This window comes from uncultured Schumannella sp., assembly GCF_905479755.1.
In the GTDB taxonomy this organism is placed as follows: Bacteria; Actinomycetota; Actinomycetes; order Actinomycetales; family Microbacteriaceae; genus DCRR01.
On record NZ_CAJQNT010000035.1, the window covers coordinates 21,437 to 42,288 of the forward strand.

16 protein-coding genes and 2 pseudogenes are annotated in these 20,852 nt (G+C 69.9%); 10 read left to right on the forward strand and 8 right to left on the reverse strand.

Features of this window, described 5'->3' with window-relative positions; genetic code table 11:
• The first annotated feature begins 3 nt into the window (after positions 1-3).
• Positions 4-288 carry a GNAT family N-acetyltransferase gene (locus QZ258_RS09850; RefSeq protein WP_294181100.1) on the forward strand — a complete coding sequence of 95 codons (285 nt, stop codon included), beginning with the start codon at positions 4-6 and terminating at the stop codon, positions 286-288.
• Here the strand turns inward: QZ258_RS09850 and QZ258_RS09855 are convergent.
• From QZ258_RS09855 to QZ258_RS09870, 4 genes are read right to left on the reverse strand one after another with little or no spacing between them, the layout of a single operon-like run.
• A complete protein-coding gene (locus tag QZ258_RS09855) occupies positions 285-1,061 on the reverse strand; it encodes a heme ABC transporter ATP-binding protein (protein WP_294181102.1) in 777 nt (258 codons plus the stop codon). The two genes, QZ258_RS09850 and QZ258_RS09855, sit on opposite strands and share 4 nt — an antisense overlap.
• A complete protein-coding gene (locus QZ258_RS09860; RefSeq protein ID WP_294181104.1) occupies positions 1,058-2,101 on the reverse strand; it encodes an iron ABC transporter permease in 1,044 nt (347 codons plus the stop codon). Before QZ258_RS09860 ends, QZ258_RS09855 begins: the two co-directional genes overlap by 4 nt.
• Positions 2,098-3,147, reverse strand: coding sequence for a lipoyl protein ligase domain-containing protein (locus tag QZ258_RS09865; RefSeq protein WP_294181105.1), 1,050 nt, complete (start codon positions 3,145-3,147; stop codon positions 2,098-2,100). Before QZ258_RS09865 ends, QZ258_RS09860 begins: the two co-directional genes overlap by 4 nt.
• Before the next feature lie 35 nt (positions 3,148-3,182).
• The gene (locus QZ258_RS09870) at positions 3,183-4,049 is read right to left on the reverse strand and encodes an alpha/beta hydrolase (protein WP_294181106.1); all 867 of its coding nucleotides are present in this window, start codon (positions 4,047-4,049) and stop codon (positions 3,183-3,185) included.
• Between the two features lie 72 nt (positions 4,050-4,121).
• On the opposite strand from QZ258_RS09870, the gene QZ258_RS09875 reads away from it, so the two are divergent.
• Together QZ258_RS09875 and QZ258_RS09880 are read left to right on the forward strand one after the other, a co-directional pair.
• Positions 4,122-4,559, forward strand: coding sequence for a MarR family winged helix-turn-helix transcriptional regulator (locus tag QZ258_RS09875; RefSeq protein ID WP_294181107.1), 438 nt, complete (start codon positions 4,122-4,124; stop codon positions 4,557-4,559).
• Between the two features lie 5 nt (positions 4,560-4,564).
• Positions 4,565-5,878, forward strand: a complete 1,314-nt coding sequence (locus QZ258_RS09880) for an MFS transporter (RefSeq protein WP_294181108.1) — start codon at positions 4,565-4,567, stop codon at positions 5,876-5,878.
• 12 nt (positions 5,879-5,890) lie between these two features.
• On the opposite strand, the gene QZ258_RS09885 is transcribed toward QZ258_RS09880, so the two are convergent.
• From QZ258_RS09885 to QZ258_RS09895, 3 genes are read right to left on the reverse strand one after another with little or no spacing between them, the layout of a single operon-like run.
• Complete coding sequence (locus tag QZ258_RS09885) at positions 5,891-6,736, reverse strand: transglutaminase family protein (RefSeq protein WP_294181109.1); 846 nt, start codon at positions 6,734-6,736, stop codon at positions 5,891-5,893.
• The gene (locus tag QZ258_RS09890) at positions 6,733-7,662 is read right to left on the reverse strand and encodes an alpha-E domain-containing protein (RefSeq protein WP_294181110.1); all 930 of its coding nucleotides are present in this window, start codon (positions 7,660-7,662) and stop codon (positions 6,733-6,735) included. Before QZ258_RS09890 ends, QZ258_RS09885 begins: the two co-directional genes overlap by 4 nt.
• Positions 7,656-9,374: a circularly permuted type 2 ATP-grasp protein gene (locus tag QZ258_RS09895; RefSeq protein WP_294181111.1), complete on the reverse strand. Its 1,719-nt coding sequence runs from the start codon at positions 9,372-9,374 to the stop codon at positions 7,656-7,658. Before QZ258_RS09895 ends, QZ258_RS09890 begins: the two co-directional genes overlap by 7 nt.
• 236 nt (positions 9,375-9,610) lie before the next feature.
• On the opposite strand from QZ258_RS09895, the gene QZ258_RS09900 reads away from it, so the two are divergent.
• The 7 genes and pseudogenes from QZ258_RS09900 (at position 9,611) to QZ258_RS09930 (ending at position 17,666) form a co-directional block, all read left to right on the forward strand.
• A complete protein-coding gene (locus QZ258_RS09900) occupies positions 9,611-10,363 on the forward strand; it encodes a DeoR/GlpR family DNA-binding transcription regulator (protein WP_294181112.1) in 753 nt (250 codons plus the stop codon).
• Positions 10,364-10,388: 25 nt separating this feature from the next.
• Positions 10,389-12,467, forward strand: coding sequence for a bifunctional aldolase/short-chain dehydrogenase (locus QZ258_RS09905; RefSeq protein WP_294181113.1), 2,079 nt, complete (start codon positions 10,389-10,391; stop codon positions 12,465-12,467).
• Positions 12,464-13,886: pseudogene (locus QZ258_RS09910) on the forward strand (rhamnulokinase family protein). Before QZ258_RS09905 ends, QZ258_RS09910 begins: the two are co-directional and overlap by 4 nt.
• On the forward strand, positions 13,883-14,734 hold the full coding sequence (locus QZ258_RS09915; RefSeq protein WP_294181114.1) for an aldo/keto reductase: 852 nt from the start codon (positions 13,883-13,885) through the stop codon (positions 14,732-14,734). The pseudogene QZ258_RS09910 and the gene QZ258_RS09915 overlap by 4 nt, the downstream one beginning before the upstream one ends.
• A 12-nt stretch (positions 14,735-14,746) precedes the next feature.
• On the forward strand, positions 14,747-15,664 hold the full coding sequence (locus tag QZ258_RS09920; RefSeq protein ID WP_294181116.1) for an LLM class F420-dependent oxidoreductase: 918 nt from the start codon (positions 14,747-14,749) through the stop codon (positions 15,662-15,664).
• A 102-nt stretch (positions 15,665-15,766) separates the two neighbouring features.
• A complete protein-coding gene (locus tag QZ258_RS09925; protein ID WP_294181118.1) occupies positions 15,767-16,435 on the forward strand; it encodes a GntR family transcriptional regulator in 669 nt (222 codons plus the stop codon).
• Positions 16,435-17,666: pseudogene (locus QZ258_RS09930) on the forward strand (alpha-hydroxy acid oxidase). Before QZ258_RS09925 ends, QZ258_RS09930 begins: the two are co-directional and overlap by 1 nt.
• Positions 17,667-17,729: 63 nt before the next feature.
• On the opposite strand, the gene QZ258_RS09935 reads toward QZ258_RS09930, so the two are convergent.
• The gene (locus QZ258_RS09935) at positions 17,730-20,825 is read right to left on the reverse strand and encodes a lamin tail domain-containing protein (RefSeq protein WP_294181120.1); all 3,096 of its coding nucleotides are present in this window, start codon (positions 20,823-20,825) and stop codon (positions 17,730-17,732) included.
• Between the last annotated feature and the right edge of the window lie 27 nt (positions 20,826-20,852).

The following is a 20,852-nucleotide window of genomic DNA, read 5'->3' on the forward strand; positions in this document are numbered from 1 at the left end:
GGCATGAGCGATCTCGTGCGCAACGACCCCGACCGCAGCCGCTACCTGCTGATGCGCGGCGACCGCGAGCTCGGCAAGAGCCTGTACGTGCGGGGCGGCGACACCATCCGCTTCACCCACACGGTAATCGACCCAGAACTCGAGGAGCGCGGGCTCGGGTCACAGCTCGTGCGCGGCGCCCTCGACGACGTTCGCGCGACGACCTCGGCGCGCGTCATCGCCGACTGCCCGTTCGTGGCCCGGTTCATCGCCAAGCACGAGGAGTACCAGGATCTGACGACGCGCTAGCGCTTCGGTACGACAAGCACGCGGCCGTCGAGTTCGACCACGTCGACCGGCAGCTCGTAAATGTCGGAGAGCAGCTCCGCACGCATCACCTCGGCGGGAGCCCCCACCGCCTCGAGGCGGCCCGCGCGCAGCAGCGCAACCCGGTCGGCGGCGGCCGCGGCCAACGAGAGATCGTGCAGCACGATGACGACCGCGCGGCCCGCGGCGGCGAGCCCGCGCGCGATGCGCAGCACGTCCTCCTGGTGACGCAGGTCGAGCGCCGCGGTCGGCTCGTCGAGGAAGACGATCGGGGTGTCCTGGGCGAGCACCCGCGCGAGCGAGACCCGCGCGCGCTCACCGCCGGAGAGTTCGGTGAAGCGGCGATCCAGGAGCTTGCTGACATCGGCCCGGGCCACCGCCGAGATGATGGCGCCCTCGTCGCGCTCGAAGTCGGGGGTGCGCGCCCAGGGACTGCGGCCCATTTCGACGACCTCGCTCACACGGAACGGGAAGCTCAGCGCGTTCTCCTGCGTGAGGACGGCCCGCCGGCGCGCCAGCTGCACGGCGGAATAGCTCGCAATGTCGCGCTCACCCAGACGCACCCGTCCACTGCTCGCGGTTCGTTCGCCGCTCAGCACCGACAGCAGGCTCGACTTGCCCGCCCCGTTCGGGCCGACGAGCGACAGCACCTCGCCCGCGCGCACGTCGAGCGTGACGTCGTCGAGCACGACGCGACCGTCGAGCGTGAGACCGACCGCCTCGGCGAAGAGCACTCCGGTGCCGTTGATCGTCATGCCCAGCCTCCCGACCGGCGGCGCTGCCGCCAGAGCAGGATGAAGAAGAACGGGCCGCCGACGAGCGACGTCAGCATGCCGATCGGCAGTTCGGCTCCCGACACGATCGTGCGCGCCAGCAGGTCGGCGAGCACGAGCAGCACGGCGCCCCCGAGAGCGCTCAGCGGAATGAGAGCCCGATGGCCCGGTCCGACGAGCATCCGCACCAGGTGCGGCACAACCAGACCGACGAAGGCGATGATGCCGACGAAGGCGACCCCCGCGGCGGTCAGCACGGCGACGATGACGATCGAGCCGATCCTCAGCCGCTCAACGTCGATGCCGAGGTGACGCGCGTTGCGCTCACCCAGGGCAAGCAGGTCGAAGCGCCGCGCCAGCATTGCCGACGCGACCACGCCGAGCACGGTCACGACGACCACGAGGCCCGTCTCGCTCCAGAGCGAGCCGCTCAGCGAGCCGAGCTGCCAGAACACGATCTGCTCCCGGCTGGCCGCATCCGCCGCGAAGATCAGGAATGCCAGGCCCGCTCCCGCGAACGCGTTCACCGCGATGCCGGTGAGCAGCAGGGTCACCACCTCGGCGCGGCCATTGGCGCGCGCGACGAAGTAGACGAGCAGGGTGGCGAGCAGACCGCCCACAAAGGCGAGCGACGCGATCGCCCACTCGCCCCAGGCATCCGCCCCCACGACGATGCCCGCGGCGGCCCCCAGCGCGGCGCCCGCCGAGACGCCCACGACACCCGGCTCGGCGAGCGGGTTGCCGAAGATCGCCTGCATGACCGCGCCGGCCGTCGCGAGGGCGGCGCCGACGGCCATCGCCATCACGAGCCGCGGGAAGCGCACCACCCAGAGCGTGGACTCGATCAGCGGATCGGCCGGGGCCCACGCGTTCGGCACGCCGAGGCCGTGCAGCAGCGCCCCGAAGACCTCACCCGGCGTCACCGCGAGCTGCCCGAGCAGCGCCGACGCGAGCATTCCCGCGATCAAGAGGACCGCGAAACCCCCCGCGGCGAGGGTGACGCGCAGTCGGCGGGAGTTCACGGGACCCGGTACAACCACTCGTCGGTGCCGAACTTTTCGGCGACGAGCTGTTCCGCGCGTGCGTACTCCTCGGGCGTGATCTCGCCCGGAGTGAGCCCATGCAGCTCACCGAAGGTGCCGATCATCCGCTCGATGATCGCCTCGCGGCTGAGCCCGGTCTGACTGCGCAGCGGATCGACACGCTTCGCCGCGCTCTTCGTGCCCTTGTCGCTGAGCTTCTCGCGGCCGATGCGCAGCACCTGCGTCATCAGGTCGCCGTCCATGTCGTACGCCATCGTGACGTGATGCAGCACGCCCCCGTTGCCGAGGCGCTTCTGCGCGGCGCCCCCGATCTTGCCGGCCGGGCTCGCAATGTCGTTGAGCGGCTGGTAGCTCGCTTCGATCCCGATGCTCTGCAGGGCGAGCACCGCCCACTCGTCGAGGAACGCGTAGCTGTCGGCGAAGGTCATTCCCTGCACGAGCTCGCCGGGCGCGTAGAGCGAATAGGTGACGATCGAATCGGCGGACATGAGCATGGCGCCGCCGCCGCTGATGCGTCGGACGACGCGGAAGCCGTGCCGCTCGGCCGCCTCGGGGTCGACCTCGTTCTTGACCGACTGGAAGCTGCCGATCACCACAGCGGGCTCGTTCCACTCCCAGATGCGCAGCGTCGGCTTGCGGCGGCCCTCGCCGACCTCTTCGGTGAGCACCTGATCGAGCGCGAGGTGCGTGAGCGGCGGCAGCGGGCCGGGGTGCACGAGCTCCCACTCGTAGTCGGACCAGCCGGTCGCGCGGTGCAGGGCGCGACGGGTGGCGGTCGCGATCGAGTCGGGGCTGAACCCGACGAGCACCGCGTCGGCCGGAAGCGAGCGCTGGATGTGGGCGGCGAGCGCGCGTGCATCCGTCGTCGTCTCGACCCCGCGCATGGCGTCGTTGATCGCCTGGAGCGCTTCGTCCGGCTCGAGGAAGAAGTCGCCCGAGAGCCGGAAATCGGTGATCACGCCGTCGGAAGCCTCGAGGTCGACAACGACGAGCTTGCCGCCGGGCACCTTGAATTCGCCGTGCATCCGCCGCCTTTCGTGTGAGGCAAGCCTAACGAGGCTCAGCGGGTGACGTGCGCGTCGAGCCAGGCGATGAGGTCGGCGATGACCTCGTCGCGGTTCACCTCGTTGTAGACCTCGTGCCGCGCGCCCGGGTAGATCTTGAGCGTCACATCGCTCAGGCCGCCCTTCTCGCGGTAAGCGCGCGCGAGCTTGGTGACGCTCTCCGGGTTGCCGAGCGAGTCCTCCTCGCCGTTCAGGATGAGCATCGGCAGATCCTTGGCGAGCTTCGACGGGGTGCCGAGCAGCTTGAGCCCGTCGATCAGACCATAGAGCTCGGCCGCCTTCGCCTCGAAGGTCAGCGGATCGGCGGCGAACGCGTCCACGATCGCCCGGTCGCGACTGAGCCATTCGGCCGTCGTCGGCCCAAGGTGCGCGTGCCGCTTGTTCAGGTCGCCCGAGTTCATGTGGCGAAGCGTGCGGTAGGCGGTGCCGCTGAAGACGACGGCATCGTAGTCCTCGGCATGCGACTGCAGGAGGCGCTGGCCGAACAGCGAGCCGAGGCTGTGCCCGAGGAACACGAGCGGCAGGCCCGGCTCGCGCTCGCGGATGATCGAGGCGAACTGCGGGACGACGGCGATCGTGGCACCGAGTCCGCCCGGGCCGGGCTTGCCGAACTCGGTCGGCTCGGCGGCCCACTGCGCAAGGCCGGTCTGGCCGTGACCGCGGTGGTCGTTGGCGTACACGGTGTAGCCCGCGGCGGCGAGTGCCTGCGCGAAGCCCTCGTAGCGGGCGGCGTACTCGCCGAGCCCGTGCACGAGCTGGACGACCGCTTTCGGTGCTGGCGCCCGCCAGCGGTAGCAGTGAATCCGCACCCCGTGTGCGTCAACGAAACTGTCGTCCTCGCGGACGATCGTGCTCTCAGACATCCCGCCTCCTCGCGTCGGCTCAGTCTAGAACACGGCAAGCATTAGCCAGGTTAATGAACTAGGCTAACGATTATGACGAGCCCCCGGGACGACCGCGAGCGCGACGCGACCGAACAGCTGCGCATGGTCGTCCAGAAGCTCGCCCGGCGCATCCGCCACAACCGCAGTGACGAAACGCTCTCCGACTCGCACCTGGTGGTGCTGTTTCAACTCGAGCGTCACGGCGTGCGCGCGCCCAGCGAACTCGCCGCCGCCGAGCGCGTCTCACCGCCCGCCATCAACCGCACGCTCAACGCGCTCGAGGAGCGCGGACTCGTCGAACGCAGCCCCGCCGAGGCCGATGCGCGCCGCGTCGACGTGCGCCTGACCGCCGCGGGGCACGAGCTGATCCTCGCCACCCGGCGGCTTCGCACCGAGTGGTTCAACACCCACTTCGCGAGCCTCGGCGCCGCCGAACAGCAGGCGCTGCGCGCCGCCCTCCCCGCCCTCGAACACCTGGCCGAGTCGTGAGCGCGATGTTCCGCTCCTTCGCGGCGCGCAACTACCGGATCTGGTTCGCGGGCGCGATCGTCTCCAACGTCGGCACCTGGATGCAGCGCATCGCCCAGGACTGGCTCGTCCTCACCCAGCTCACCGACGACGACGCCACCGCGGTCGGCATCACGATGGCGCTGCAGTTCGGCCCCGCGGTTCTGCTGCTGCCGCTCACCGGCACCGTCGCCGACCGGATGGATCGCCGACGGCTCCTGCTGATCACCCAGCTCAGCATGGCCGCGCTCGGCCTCGGCCTGGGCGTCGTGACCCTGAACGGCCACGTCACGCTGCCCATGCTGTACGCGTTCGCCGGCGCGCTCGGCGTCGCCGCCGCCTTCGACGCCCCCGCGCGCCAGGCCTTCGTCGGCGAACTCGTTCCCGACCGGCTGCTCTCCAACGCCGTCGCCCTCAACTCGGCCGCCTTCAACGGCGCCCGGCTCGTCGGCCCCGCCATCGCCGGGGTGCTCGTCGCCGGCATCGGAGAAGGCTGGGTCTTCATCCTCAACGCCGCAAGCTTCCTCGCCGTCTGCGCATCCCTGCTGATCCTCCGCCCCGCCGAGTTCATCCCCTTCACGCGCTCCTCCGGCCGGGGCGGCGGCTCACGCGCGGCGCTGCGTTACGTGCGCGCGCGCCCCGACCTGCTGCTGGTGTTCGGCATGATCGCCATCCTCGGCACGCTCGGGTTCAACTTCCCCATCTTCACCGCCACCATGTCCCGGCTCGAGTTCGGGGCGGGCGCGGAGGTGTTCGGCATCCTCGGCTCCGTCGTCGCCGTCGGCTCGGTCAGCGGGGCGCTGCTCGCGGCGCGCCGCGATCGACCGCGCCTTCGCACGCTCGCGATCGCGAGCGCGGCATTCGGGGCGAGCCTCGGCCTTGGCGCGATCTCGCCGAACGTCTGGGTCTACGGTGTGACACTCGTCATCGTCGGGTTCTCGGCACTCAGCATGATGGCCTCCGCGAACGCGTACGTGCAGACCACGACCACGCCGTCGATGCGCGGCCGCGTGATGGCGCTCTACCTCGCCATCTTCATGGGTGGCACCCCCATCGGCGGACTACTGCTCGGCTGGGTGGCGGACGCCTTCGGCCCGCGCTGGGCGCTCGGCATCGGCGCGGCCGCCGGCTTCGCCGCGGCGGGACTCGCGGTCGCCTGGTACGCGCGGCACTATCGGGTGCGCCTGCAGGTGGACCGAGCCCGGCGCTGGCCCTGGCGGCTACGGGCGACCACGACGCCCGCCGATCGCGAACAGGCCACCCAGGAGATCGCGATCATCGAGGCACAGACGCAACGGTGAGCGTGCTCGCCGCTACGCCTCGCGCGTGATCTCGACGGTGACGAACAGCGTCGAGCCGTAGGGGCCCGCGTAGACGCCCCGCAGCGGCGCGACATCCATGTAGTCCCGGCCGTGCCCGACGCGCACGTGGCGTTCACCGATGTCGATCAGGTTCGTCGGATCGAAACCGCGCCACGACCCGCAGAACCACTCCAGCCAGGCGTGCGACTCGCCGGCCACCGTCTGGCCGATCGGCGCATCCGGAACCGGGTGCAGGTAACCGCTCACATAGCGGGCCGGGATGCCGACCGCGCGCAGGGCGCCGATCGTGAGGTGCGTGATGTCCTGGCAGACCCCCTTGCCGTGCTCCCAGGCCTCCACCGCGGTCGTGTGCACGCCCGTGACACCGGGCATGTACTCGATGCGCTCGCCCACCGCGCGCGCGATCGCGAGCGCCGCATCGCACGGGGTCTCGGCCTCCGCAACCAACTGCTTCGCGATCTCGACCAGCTCGGCCGGCGGGCGTGTACGTCCCGTCTGGGTGAGCTGCTCGACGCAATCGGTGCGCATCTCGATCTCGTCGGCGAGCCCCAGCCACTCCAGGCGGCGCTCATCGTGGTCGCGGGTTCGCACCTCCACCAGGCTCGTCGCCGTCAGGCTCAGCTCGCGGTGCGGTGTCAGCACCTCGAAGCTCGAGACGCGCGTTCCCCAGTAGTCGACGTAGGAGTGGTGCGCCGAGATCGGCAAGATCTCCAGGTGCGAGTAGAGGACGAGCTGTCCGTCGGCGCTGGCCGGAAGCATCCGCGCCTCGTTGTACGACGCGGTGACCTCGCCGCCGTAGCTGAAGCCCGTCGAATGGCGGATGCGCAGGCGGTTCACGAGTTCTCTCCCACCCAGCTCGGCGCGACGTTCGTCGGGAAGTAGCGCTGCCGGATGGCCTCGCTCGCGGCGCTCGTCGCATCCTGAACGCTGTCCATGTGGTGCGGCAGGTCCTCGATGATGTCGACGATCGGACGGTACTCGAGGCCGCTACGAATCTGCCCGAGCAGGCGCAGCGCCTGGTCGCTCACGCCGACGCGGTCGGTGCGCGGCTCGATGTCGCGCAGGCACTGCTCGGCGCGCGTGACGGCGAACAGGATGCTGCGCGGGAAGAGGCGGTCCAGCAGCAGGAATTCGGCGGCGTTGCGCGCGCTCGGCACGCCGCGGTAAGTGCGCAGGTACGCCTCGTAGGCGCCGACGCTGCGGAGGATCGTCGTCCAACTCGGGCCGGATGCCTCGGTGAGGCTCCGGGTGGCGAGCAGGCGGGCCGTCATGTCGGCGCGCTCCATGCTGCGGCCGAGGGTGAAGAACATCCAGGCCTCGTCGCGGCTGGACGAGGATTCGATGATGCCGACGGCGAGGGCAGCGCGTTCGCGCACCCAGGAGAAGAAGTCGGAGACCTTGTCGCTCGCGACGCGGCGCGGCATCCGGGCGCTCGTGGTGTTGAGCACCTCCCACAGCTCGGTCGAGACGACCTCGCGGGCGCGGCGCGCGTTCTCGCGGGCGGCGCTCAGTGAGTAGGCGATCGAGGCGGGTTGGTTCCGGTCGACGGCGAGGATCGCGAGCACGTCGGCGCGGGTGACCTCGCGGTCCGGTTCGACTTCGGTGCCCATGACGCTCAACAGCGAGCGGCAGGCGATGTCTTCTTCGATCCACGGGTCTTCGAGCAGCAGCTGCAGGTGCACGTCGAGGATGCGCGCGGTGCCGTCGCTGCGCTCCACGTACCGCCCGATCCAGAACAGGCTCTCCGCAATCCGACTCAGCACGACTCCCCCTCGGTGTCGGCAGGGATGCATCCCGCGCCCGAGGGAGTGCCGCGCGCGGCACTCGGTTGCGTCAGGGATGCATCCCGCGCGAGCCCTTGTTGCTGTTGTTGCTGTTGGTCTTGGTGGGGGGCGTCGGCGGGGTTGTGGTCCTGGAGGTGCTCGGCGGTGATGATCGGGATCGACGTCGTGATCGCCGCCTGCTCGGCCACCAAGCCCTGGATGTCGTGCCCGGGCGCCCGGAACGGCCCGTGGCCGACGACCCAGGTGTCCTTCGAGCCGCCACCCTGAGAGCTGTTGACGACGAGCTGCCCCTCGGGGAGCGCCACGCGGGTCAGGCCGCCCGGCAGCACCCACACATCGGTGCCGTCGTTGACGGCGAACGGCCGCAGGTCGGCATGGCGCGGACGCATCCCGTCCTCCACGAGCGTCGGGATCGTCGAGAGCTGCACCACGGGCTGCGCGATCCAGCCGCGCGGGTCGGCGATCAGACGCTCGCGAAGCTCGTCGAGCTCCTGCTTGGAGGCGTCGGGCCCGACCACGAGCCCCTTCCCGCCGGACCCGGCGACCGGCTTCACGACGAGCTCATCGAGCCGATCGAGCACCTCTTCCAGCGCGCCCGGATCCTCGAGCCGCCAGGTGTCGACGTTCTTCAGGATCGGCTCTTCGTCGAGGTAGTACCGAATCAGATCGGGAACATAGGTGTAAACGAGCTTGTCGTCGGCGACGCCGTTGCCGACCGCGTTCGCGATCGTCACGTTGCCGAGCCGCGCGGCGAGGAGAAGCCCGGGCGAGCCGAGCATCGAGTCGGCGCGGAACTGCAGTGGGTCGAGGAACTCGTCGTCGACGCGGCGGTAGATCACGTCGACGCGCGTCGGCCCCGCGGTCGTGCGCATGAAGACGCGCCCACCCGAACAGAACAGGTCGCGCCCCTCGACGAGTTCGACCCCCATCAGGCGCGCGAGCAGCGTGTGCTCGAAGTAGGCGGAGTTGTAGACGCCGGGCGTCAACACCACGATCGTCGGGTCGTCGACGCCTTCTGGAGCGGATGCGCGCAGCGCCTGCAACAGCTTCTGCGGGTAGTCGCCCACGGGCCGCACCCGCATGGAGACGAACAGCTCGGGGAGCGTCTGCGCCATGACGCGCCTGTTCGAGATGACGTAGCTGACGCCGCTCGGCACCCGCACGTTGTCTTCGAGGACGCGCCAGCCGCCGTTCTCGTCGCGGATGAGGTCGATGCCGGAGACCTGAATGCGCACGTTGTTGGCGGCGACGATTCCGGCGGCCTCGCGGTGGAAGTGTTCGCTCGAGCTGATCAGCCGGGCGGGGATGATCCCGTCGCGGATGGCGCGTTGGTCGCCGTAGACGTCGGCGAGGAAGGCCTCGAGTGCTTTGACGCGCTGGCGGACGCCGGTCTCGACCTCGGTCCATTCGCTCTGGTCGATGACGCGCGGGACGGCGTCGAGCGGGAACGGACGCTCCTCGCCGGCGAAATCGAAAGTGACGCCTTGGGCGAGGTAGGAGTCCGCGAGAGCGTCGGCGCGACCCTTGAGCTCTTCGGTCGTCATCTGCGCGAGAGCCGCGTGGATGTCTCGGTAGGGCGCGCGCGCCGACTCCGGGAGGGGAAGCGAAATGTCGGAGAACATCTCGTCCCACGCGCTCGCGCGGCGACGCCCCGTCGCCGTTGCGCCGTACCCGTCGAACAGGTCACCCATAACGCGAGCCTAGTCGGGGTGTGTTGCCGCGGTGTTTCCGGAGGCGCGTCGGCCGCACCGAGGCGGTCACGTCGGCAGCCCGCTTGATCCGGCGCTTGCGAGGTTGAGGTCGTCGAGTCCGACCCGGACGCCCCTCGCTCGCCCCAGGCGTTCCACCTCGCGGACCGGCTTCGCCGGCGGCACAGGGTCGAACGGAGTTCGAGCCATGCGCGAGCGCGCCGCGTACGCTGATGCGCATGTCGACCCCTCTGCTTGCGAGCGAACGCCGCGCCCGGCTGCGCGAACTGCTGGCCCAGGACGGCGCGATCCGCCTCGAGTCCGCGGCCGAAGTCCTGCGCGTCTCGGCGATGACGGTGCGCCGCGACCTGGCCGATCTCGAGGCGGAGGGACTCGTGCGCCGGGTGCGCGGCGGGGCCGTCGCCCCGTTGTTGCCGGAACCGTTCGGCGCCCGGGCGACGGCGCGCGCAAGCGCCAAGGCGATCATCGCCAAGAAGGCAATCGATCTGGTGCCGCTCGACGGCGCCGCCGCCTTCGACGCCTCGACCACGAGCAACGCGCTGATCTCGCTGGTCGAGGCCCGTGACCTTCTGATCGCCACGAACTCGTTGGAGAACGCCGCCGCCGCCCGACGCCGCCCGGGCGTGCACTCGATTCTGGTCGGCGGCGAGTTGGAGGAGCGCACCGGGAGCTTCGTCGGCCCGGTCGCCGTGCTCGCCGCGCGCAGCATGAGCTACGCGGCCTTCTTCACCTCGGCGAGCGCGGTCGACGCCGAGTTCGGGCCGAGCGAGGTGTCGCTGACGGAGGCGCACCTCAAGTCGGCCTTCAGCGAGAACGCCGAGCGCACGGTCGTGCTCGCCGATTCGGTCAAGCTCGGTCGGCGGGCGCTCGCCCGTGCCGTCGAGTGGGATGCCGTCGACCTGCTGGTGACCGATCTCGACCCCGAGGATCCACGCCTCGATCCGTTCCGCGCCCTGGTCGAGCTGCTGTAAATCCACTTGTCCCCTGCTCGCCATCATGTTACGTTTTGAAACACTTAACAAAAAACGACAAGGGACTATTCGCGTGAGCACCGCACAAGACCTCATCGCCCGCAGCAACAAGCTCGGCAGCGACCCCAAGAACACCAACTACGCCGGCGGCAACACCTCCGCCAAGGGCACCGAGACCGACCCGGTCACCGGCGAGCCCGTCGAGCTCATGTGGGTCAAGGGTTCCGGTGGCGACCTCGGCACCCTGACCGAGTCCGGCCTTGCGGTGCTTCGCCTCGACCGGATGCGTGCCCTCGTCGACGTCTACCCGGGCCTCGACCGCGAAGACGAGATGGTCGCCGCCTTCGACTACTGCCTGCACGGCAAGGGCGGCGCCGCCCCCTCGATCGACACCGCGATGCACGGCCTCGTCGACGCCGCGCACGTCGACCACCTGCACCCCGATTCGGGCATCGCGATCGCCACCGCCAAAGACGGCGAGAAGCTCACCAAGAAGATCTTCGGCGACAAGGTCGTCTGGGTTCCGTGGCGCCGCCCCGGCTTCCAGCTCGGACTCGACATCGCCAAGATCAAGGCCGAGAACCCGAACGCGATCGGCTGCATCCTCGGCGGCCACGGCATCACCGCCTGGGGCGCGACGAGCGCCGCGTGCCAGAAGAACAGCCTGTGGATCATCAAGACCGCCGAGGAGTACCTCGCCGCGAAGGGCAAGAAGGCGCCCTTCGGCCGCGAGGTGAAGAAGAACCTCGCCCTCGACCCGGCCGAGCGTCGCGCCAAGGCCGCCGCTCTCGCGCCCACCATCCGCGGGCTCGCCAGCCACGACAAGCCGATGGTCGGCCACTTCAGCGACGACCCGCGCGTGCTCGAGTTCCTTGCCAGCGCCAACGCCCCGAAGCTCGCGGCGCTCGGCACGAGCTGCCCCGACCACTTCCTGCGCACCAAGGTCAAGCCGATGCTGCTCGACCTGCCGGCCGACGCTCCCGTCGAGAAGGCCATCGAGCGCTTGAAGGAGCTGCACGAGGAGTACCGCAAGGACTACACCGCGTACTACGAGAAGCACGCCGAGAAGGACTCCCCCGCGATGCGCGGCGCCGACCCGGCCATCGTGCTCGTGCCGGGCGTCGGCATGTTCAGCTTCGGTGCGAACAAGCAGACCGCCCGCGTTGCCGGTGAGTTCTACCTCAACGCCATCAACGTCATGCGCGGCGCCGAGTCGATCTCGACCTACACCCCGATCAGCGACCGCGAGAAGTTCCGCATCGAGTACTGGGCCCTCGAGGAGGCCAAGCTCCAGCGGATGCCGAAGCCCAAGTCACACGCGACGCGCGTCGCCCTGGTGACGGGTGCCGCATCCGGCATCGGCAAGGCGATCGCGACCCGCCTCGCGGCCGAGGGCGCGTGCGTCGTCATCGCCGACCTTGACCTCGCGAAGGCGCAGGAGGCGGCGGCCGAGCTCGGCTCGACCGACGTCGCCGTCGGCGTGCAGGTGAACGTCACCGACGCCGAGGCGATCGACAAGATGGTGCAAGACACCGTGCTCGCCTTCGGCGGCGTCGACCTCGTGGTCAACAACGCGGGCGTCTCGCTGTCGAAGCCGCTGCTGGAGACCACCGAGAAGGACTGGGACTTCCAGCACGACATCATGGCGAAGGGCTCGTTCCTGGTCTCGAAGGCCACCGCCAAGGTGCTCATCGAGCAGGGCATGGGTGGCGACATCATCTACATCGCCTCGAAGAACTCGGTGTTCGCCGGCCCCAACAACATCGCCTACTCGGCGACGAAGGCCGACCAGGCGCACCAGGTGCGACTGCTCGCGGTCGAGCTCGGCGAGCACGGCGTCAAGGTCAACGGCATCAACCCGGACGGCGTCGTGCGCGGCTCGGGCATCTTCGCGAGTGGCTGGGGCGCCAACCGTGCCAAGACCTACGGCATCGACGAGGACGACCTGGGCAAGTTCTACGCGCAGCGCACCATCCTGAAGCGCGAGGTGCTGCCGGAGACGGTCGCCAACGCGGTCGTCGTCCTCACCGGTCCGGATCTCTCGCACACCACGGGCCTTCACGTGCCGGTGGATGCGGGTGTCGCGGCGGCGTTCCTCCGATGAGCGGGGGCGCGGTTGCCGCGGTCGATCTCGGCGCCACCAGCGGCCGGGTGATCCTCGGCTACGTCGGGCACAACGAGCTTCAGCTCACTGACGTCGCGCGCTTCCCGAATCGACCGGTCCGCACGATCGACGGTCTGCACTGGAGTGTGCTGGAGCTCTACCGTGACGTCGTCGAGGGCCTCGCCGCGGCTGTGCGGCAGGAGCCGCAGGTGGCGAGCATCGGCATCGACTCCTGGGCGGTCGACTACGGTCTGCTGCGTGACGGGCGCTTGCTGGGCGCGCCGTACGCCTACCGCGACGAACGCAACCTCGCGGCGGTCGAGGTCGTACACGAACGCGTCTCGGCGGCCGAGCTGTACCGGTTGAACGGCCTGCAGCACCTGTCGTTCAACACGCTGTTCCAGCTCACCGCCGACCGCACCGCGGGCATGCTCGAGCTCGCCGACTCGCACCTGCTGCTGCCCGACCTGCTCGGGTACTGGCTCACCGGCCGCAGCGTCGCCGAGCGCACCAACGCGTCGACGACCGGCCTTGTCGGCGTCGAGACCGGCGAGTGGGACTTCGCACTGGCGGAGCGCCTCGAACTGCCGCAGCGACTCTTCCGCCCCCTGGTGGATGCGGGAACCGAGGTCGGCCCCCTCGTACCGACCGCGCTGCGCGGCATCGGGGAGACCCGGGCCGTCGTCACCGCGGTCGGCTCCCACGACACGGCGAGCGCCGTCGTCGCCGTGCCCTCGACCGACCCGGATGTGGCGTACGTCTCGTGCGGCACCTGGTCGCTCGTCGGCGTCGAGCTGGAACGCCCGGTGCTGAGCGAGGAGAGCCGTCTCGCCGGTTTCACGAACGAGGGCGGCGTCGACGGACGGGTGCGCTACCTGCACAACGTCATGGGGCTGTGGTTGCTGAGCGAGAGCATCCGCGACTGGGAGCGCAGCGGCGAGACGATCTCGCTCGCGACGCTCATCTCGCAGGCCTCTGAGGTCTCCGCCGACGTTCCCGTCTTCGATGCGGATGACGAGGCCTTCCTCGCCCCGGGCGACATGCCGGCCCGCATCCAGGCCTGGTTCACTGAGCGCGGCGAAAAGGCCCCTGAGTCGCGGCCGGAACTGGTGCGCAGCATCCTGCAATCGCTCGCGAACGCCTACGCGCGCGATCGAGAACGCCTCGCGGCTGAGCGGCCGCACCGTCAACGCGGTGCATCTGGTCGGCGGCGGATCGCAGAACACCCTGCTGTGCCAGCTCACCGCCGACGCGACCGGGTTGCCGGTGCTCGCCGGTCCGGTCGAGGCCACGGCGATCGGCAACGTGCTCGTGCAGGCGCGCGCACAGGGCTTCGTCGAGGGTGACCTCGAAGCGCTCCGCGCGATCGTCGCACGCGCGTTCCCGCCGACGACGTTCTCGCCCCGCGGCCGGCCATGACACGCCTCACCGGCCGGGTCGCCCTCGGCGGCGCCGCGATGGCGATCGAGGGCGGCCCGATCGAACCCCAGCTCGCGGTCATCGAGGCGGCGCTCGAAGCGGGGGCGCGGATCCTCGACACCGCCCGGGCGTACGCGCCGGTCGGTGACCCGGTGTACGGCGAGCGCCTGATGGCCACCGCCGCCCGCGCCTGGCCGGAGACGGTCATCGCGACGAAGGGCGGGCATTTCCGCACCGGCGAAGCGAGCTGGGACGTCGACAACAGTCCGGAGCGTCTGCGTCGGGATCTCGACCTGGCGCGCGCGACGCTCGGCGTCGAGCAGGTGGGTGTGTTCTATCTGCACCGTGCCGACCAGGGCGACGTTCCCCTCGATGAGAGCCTCGGTTTCCTCGCCGAGGCGCGTCGCGCCGGCGAGATCGGCGCGGTCGGCGTCTCGAACGTCTCCCGCGCGCAATTGGATGCACTTCCGTCGGCGCTGCGCCCGGACGCGGTGCAGAACGCCTTCTCGGTCTTCGTTGACGACTCCGCCGACGTGCTCGAGTGGTGCGAACGGCACGACGTCGCCTTTTTCGCCTACTCGCCCCTCGGCGGTCGCGCCCGGGCCGGATCGCTCGACGAGGCACTGCCCCGCCTCGCCGCGCTCGCTCATGACCGTGCGCTGAGCCTGCCGCGGCTGGTCTTGCGTGGGCTGCTCTCGAGCTCACCGGTGCTCGCGGTCGTGTCGGGGGCGGGTCGCCCCGAGTCTGCTCGCGATGCGGCCTCCGCCGAAGCCGAGACGTGGGACGCACACTGCGCCGCCGCATGGGACGCCGACGTCGCCGCGCTGCACGCCGCTCACCACGACTGACAGGATCGACGCATGGAAATCTGCGCCTTCGTCGAACCCCAACAGGGAGCCAGCTACACCGAACTCCGCGACTTCGCCGTCACGGCCGAGCGACTCGGCTTTCACGGCTTCTTCCGCTCCGACCACTACCTGAAGATGGGCGAGGCGACCGACGGGGCACCGGGACCGACGGATGCCTGGACGAGCCTCGCCGCGATCGCGGTGGAGACGAGCCGGGTGCGTCTCGGCACGCTGGTGAGTTCGGTGACCTATCGCACCCCGGGCATCCTCGCCGTTCAGGTGGCGAACGTGGACGAGATCTCGGGCGGTCGCGTGGAGCTGGGCCTCGGCACCGGCTGGTTCGAGGCGGAGCACCGCGCCTACGGCATCCCGTTCCCGGAGAAGCGCTTCGGGATGCTCGAAGAGCAGCTCGAGATCGTGCGCGGCCTGTGGTCGATCCGGGGCGACGAGACCTTTGACTTCGCGGGCGAGCACTACCGCCTGGAGGGCACGCCCGCGCGCCAGCGCCCCGTGCAGGCAGCGGTGCCGATCATCGTCGGCGGCGGCGGCCCGACGCGCACTCCGCGTGTCGCCGCGCGGTACGCCTCGGAGTTCAACAGCTTCACCGGCCCGGAGCGTGCCGGTGAGCGCTTCGATGTCGTGCGCGCGGCCTGCGAGACCGAGGGTCGCGACCCCGCGTCGCTGCGCTATTCGGCCGCAGCGCAGGTGTGGTGCGGCCGCACCCTCGAGGAGCGCGCGGCGCGCGCCGAGAAGGCCGGCGGCAACCTGGAGAACCCGAACAATGCCGTCGGATCGCCGCAGCAGATCGTGGATACCCTCGCGGCCTACGCCGAGCGCGGCGCGGCACGCGTGTACCTCCAGTTCCTGGACCTGCGCGAGCTGGAACACCTGGAGTTGGTGGGCACCGAGGTGCTGCCGCACGTCGCCTGATCCGCGCTCCCGGCGGCGCATCCGCGTCACTTGCGGATTGTCTAACAATCCCCTAGGTTGTTAGACAATCCGCACACGGGTGCGATCGGCGAAGGGGGCGACATGAGCATCGAGCCGTCTGCCGTGCTCCCCGAAACGGTCTACACCGAACTCCGCGAGCGCATCCTCAGCGGCATCGAACGCCCCGGCTCCTCGATCACCGAATCGGCCGTCGCCCTGCGCCACAGCGTCGCTCGCCCCACTGCCAAGCTCGCCATCGAACGCCTCGTCACCGAGGGGCTCCTCCGACGCGAAGCGCACCGGGCCGCCCGCGTCCCCACCCTCGACCGCGCCGATATCGAGGACCTCTTCGACACCCGCGCGGTCGTCGAGGCCGCCGCCGCCGAGACCCTCGCTCGCTCCGGATCCGTGCCGCCCGAGGTGACCGCCGCGCACCGCGACCTGGTGGCGCGCGCCGAACGCGGCGAACCTTTCGCCGAGGCCGACATCGCCTTCCACCGGGCGATCGGCTTGGGGCAGCCGAGCCCGCGCCTCGCTCACCTGCACGCCCTACTGATGGGCGAGATCGAACTCTGCATCGCCCAGGTGCAAAGCGCCGGTCTGCTCGCCGCGAGCGACATCGCCGCACAGCACCAGGGCATCCTCGAGGCGATTCTGGCCGGCGATGAGGCCCGCGCCGCCGAGCTCACCCGCTCCCACATCCACGGATCGCGCGACCGTCTGGTCGCGCACCACGCGGCACAACCCCGTGAGCCAGAAAGGCACCTCTGATGGTGAAACGCCAGTTCCCGAACCCGGTCGAGCTCTTCGAGCTGATGAAGTTCAAGAAGCCCGACTTCAACGGCAAGCGCCGTCGCCTGCAGTCGGCGTTGACGATCCACGATCTGCGCACGATCGCGAAGCGCCGCACGCCCACTGCGGCCTTCGACTACACCGACGGCTCCGCCGAAGGCGAACTGTCGCTCGCTCGCGCCCGCCAGGCCTTCGACGACATCGAGTTCCACCCGTCGATCCTGCGCGACGTGTCGAGCGTCGACACCTCGACCACGATCTTCGGGGCCCCACGGCGATGCCGTTCGGTATTGCGCCGACCGGCTTCACGCGGCTCATGCAGACCGAGGGCGAGATCGCGGGGGCCGGTGCGGCCGGTGCCGCGGGCATCCCGTTCACGCTCTCGACGCTCGGCACCACCTCGATCGAAGACGTCAAGGCGGCGAATCCCGACGGGCGCAACTGGTTCCAGCTCTACGTGATGCGTCAGCGCGAGATCTCCTACGGCCTCGTCGAGCGCGCCGCCGCCGCGGGCTTCGACACCCTCATGTTCACCGTCGACACCCCCGTCGCCGGTGCGCGCCTGCGCGACAAGCGCAACGGCTTCTCGATTCCGCCGCAGCTCTCGCTCGGCACCATCGCCAACGCGATCCCGCGGCCCTGGTGGTGGTGGGACTTCATCACCACCCCGAAGCTCGAATTCGCCTCGCTCTCCTCCACCGGCGGCACCGTCGGCGAACTGCTCGACTCGGCGATGGATCCGTCGATCAACTTCGACGACCTGAAGATCATCCGCGACATGTGGCCCGGCAAGCTCGTCATCAAGGGCGTGCAGAACGTCGAAGACTCGAAGAAGCTCGCCGACCTGGGCGTCGACGGCATCATCTTGTCGAACCACGGCGGACGCCAGCTCGACCGCGCGCCGATCCCCTTCCACCTGCTCCCCGAGGTGGTGCGCGAGGTCGGCAACGACACCGAGATCGCCGTCGACACCGGCATCATGGACGGCGCCCACATCGTCGCCTCGATCGCGATGGGCGCGAAGTTCACCCTCATCGGGCGGGCCTACCTCTACGGCCTGATGGCCGGGGGCCGCGCGGGCGTCGACCGCACCATTCAGATCCTCTCGGATCAGGTCGTGCGCACCATGAAGTTGCTCGAGGTGCAGACCCTCGAGGAGCTCACCCCGAAGCACGTCACCCAGCTGCAGCGCCTCATCCCGCGCTCCTAAAACGTCCCCGCGGCGGCCGTGTGGTGGCAGCCGCCGCGGGGCACTTCGTCCGGACCCGTCGCCCTAGGCGGTGCGGATGCGGCGACGCGCGATCACCAAGACAGCGCCCGCCACGAGCATCGACAGCGCCAACCACTCGGCGCCGTGGCTTTCGCCACCGGTCGACGCGAGAGCGCTCGTCTCCGCAGCAGCGACCTCGAGTTCGTCCCAGCCGATGATGGCTCCCGCCATGTCGAGGATCACGATCCGGTGCGACCCGGCGTCGAGTCCGCTCGGCAGCGTCACCGAGATCGTGCCCGACACGCTCACCGTGTGCCGACCGAGGTAGGTCGGCGTCGAGAACACCCACGCGTCGACCTCGTCGCCGGCGTACTCGACCCCCACGAAGATCGTGAGGGTGTCACCCGGTGCGGCGTTCGAGGGAGCCGAGACCGTGCCCGCGTTGCCGGGGCCGAGTTCGCTCTCGAGCGGGGCGTCGGGGTCGGTCCCCGTGCCCCCGCCGGACCCGCCGCCCCCGCCGAGTACCGCGCAGGTGATCGTGCCCGCCCGCAGGCCGTGACCGTCGGTGCCGTTGTCGTCGGCCCAGTAGACCGGCTTCACCCCGCCGACGCACGCCGACTGGGGGGTGATCGCGAACCCTTCGTTGGCGACGTTCGGCGCATCCGCCGGGCGCGCGTACGCCGTCGTCAGCGTGAAGTGACCCGCGTCGTCTCCGTCGGCAGCGATCGTGAACAGACGGCTCTCGCCTCCGCAGAGCTCGTCGCAGACGACCCACAACGCGCCGCGCTCGGGATCGAAGGCCAACTCCATGGCACCCGGGAATCCGCTGTCGAAGCGCGTCACCCGCTCGAAGCCACCGCCGGCCGTCAGGGCGTAGCCGTACACGCCGCCGTCCTGCTCCACCGCCACGAAGAACAGGCCGGAGCCGTGCGCCGGGTAGTCGCTCGGGTCGTAGGCTTCGCCGGTTGCGTCGTCGACGAGTCCGTTCGCCGTGAGGTAGCTGTCGGGAATCCAGGCGATGCCTTCCAGCCCCGCGTTCGCGCCCAGGGTGGCAATGTCGGACGCGAGATCGCTCGCCAGGTTCCACTCATCGACCGCCACCAGCTCGGCGCTCGAGCCCGTCACATCGAACCGCAGGATCGAGGGACGGCTGGTGCTACTCGCGTCGTTGTTGCGCTCACTCGCCACGTACACGCCGCTCGCGCTCGAACCATCGAGGATGGTGACACCCTCGGCATCGACCTGACCCGTGCCGCCGGGGTAGCGCAGCACCTTGCCGCTCGACCAGCCGTCACTCGTGACGGGCACCCACGCGCTGCCGTTCCAGCTGAGCTTGTAGAGCTTGCCCGAGCCGTTGTTCACCGCCCAGAGCGTGCCGGGTGCCTCGAAGACGAGGCCACTCATGTCCTGACCGAAGGCGTCGGCCTCATCGACCGTGGTGACGGATGCGCCACCCGGCCATGCCGCCACCGGCACCTCGCCGGGGCACACGTTCGCCGCACCGGGCGTCGCCACGCTCGTGGCATCGAACTCGCCGGTGATGTCGGGGCAGCGTCCGTACGTGACGGCCGCGTGCGAATCCCACGCGTAGGAGTCGACGAGCGTCGCGCTCGCGTCGTAGAGGCGCACCGCATCCGATCCGCCGAGTCCGTAGCTGAAGCCGGTGACGCCGGCGTCGTCGCGCTCGAGGAGCAGGTGCTCGCCCGCGTCGATCGTCACGGCGCCGAAGGTGAACGCGTCGTCGTCTCCGTTGTCCTTCAACGACCAGCCGGTGAGGTCGATGGTGCCGCTGCCCGCGTTGGCGAGTTCAACCCAATCCGCACCGCCGCTCGCGTCGCTCGACTCGATCTCGTTGATGACGATCGCCGGCGCGCAGTTGTTGGCCGCGCCCTTCGTCGGCGCGGTGGTCGTGGCGAATTCGCCGGTGCCGTCCGGGCAGCGGCCGTAGGTGGTGGCCGCGTGCGAAGTCCAGCTGCAACTGTCGACGACGGTCACGCCGTCCGGCGCGTAGAGGATCGCCGAGTCGTTGCTGCCGAGCCCGTGCGGGAACTCGCTCTCGGTGTCGCCGTGGACGACGAAGAACTCGCCGGGCTCCAGCGTGAACCCGTCGGGGAACACGAAGAAGTCGTGGGTCGGGTCGTTGTCTTGGAACCGGTAGCCGGAGAGGTCGACGGTCTCGGCGCCCGCGTTGTAGAACTCCGCCCAGTCGAGGCCGCCGCCGGCGTCACTCGACTCGACCTCGTTGACGACCACCGCGGGAGTCTCGGCGGCGGCGCAGTCGTTCGCCGCGCCCTTCGTCACCGTCGCGGTCTCCGCGAACGCTCCCGAACCATCGACGCAGCGCCCGTAACTGGTGCTGGCGTGCGTGCTCCAGCTGTACTCGTCCACGACCGTGGCGCCGTCGACATCGAAGAGCGTCACCGAGTCTTCGCCACCAAGGCCCCAGTCGAACTGCGCCTTCTCCACCACCACGAAGCCGCCCGCGGCCACCACCGTGTCGGCCGGGATCACATAGTTCGCGTGCGCGACATCGCCATCGCGCAGCTGAAGACCGGCCGCATCCACCGCAACGTCGGCGGTGTTGTACAGCTCGATCCAGTCATCCGGGTCGCCGCCGCTTGAGACGATCTCGTTGAGCACGAAGGCCTCGGCCGCCGTCGGATCCTCGACGGGCGTCTCGCTCGCGCAGTCGTTCTCCGCCCCGCGGGTCGACGAGGCGGTGAGCGCGAAGTCGCCTTCGCCGTCGGCGCAGCGCCCGTAGGTCGTGGCCGCGTGATCATCGGGGAAAGTGTGGGTGTCGATCACCGTCTCACCGTCGGCGGCATAGATCGTGATGGTCTCCGCCTTGCCGAGCCCGAAGCTGAAGTGCACGTCCTTGTCGAGCACGAGGTACCCGTCTGCGGCAATGGGCTCAAGGGTGCCGAGCTGTTCGGCGGGGTTGCCGCCGTCTTCGACCCACCAGCCCGAGACGTCGACCGCCGCATCACTGCGGTTCTTGAGCTCGATCCAGTCGCCCGGGCTCCCGCCGTCCGTTTCGACCTCGTTGATGACGATGGAGGGAAGCTCCGCCGCGGATGCCGGAGCCGCAACAACGAGCGCGCCGAGGCCGAGCGCCGCGACGAGAGAACCAGAAAGATGACGACGCAACGAGGTACGCACGAGGGATGCCTTTCCGACCCGAGGAGT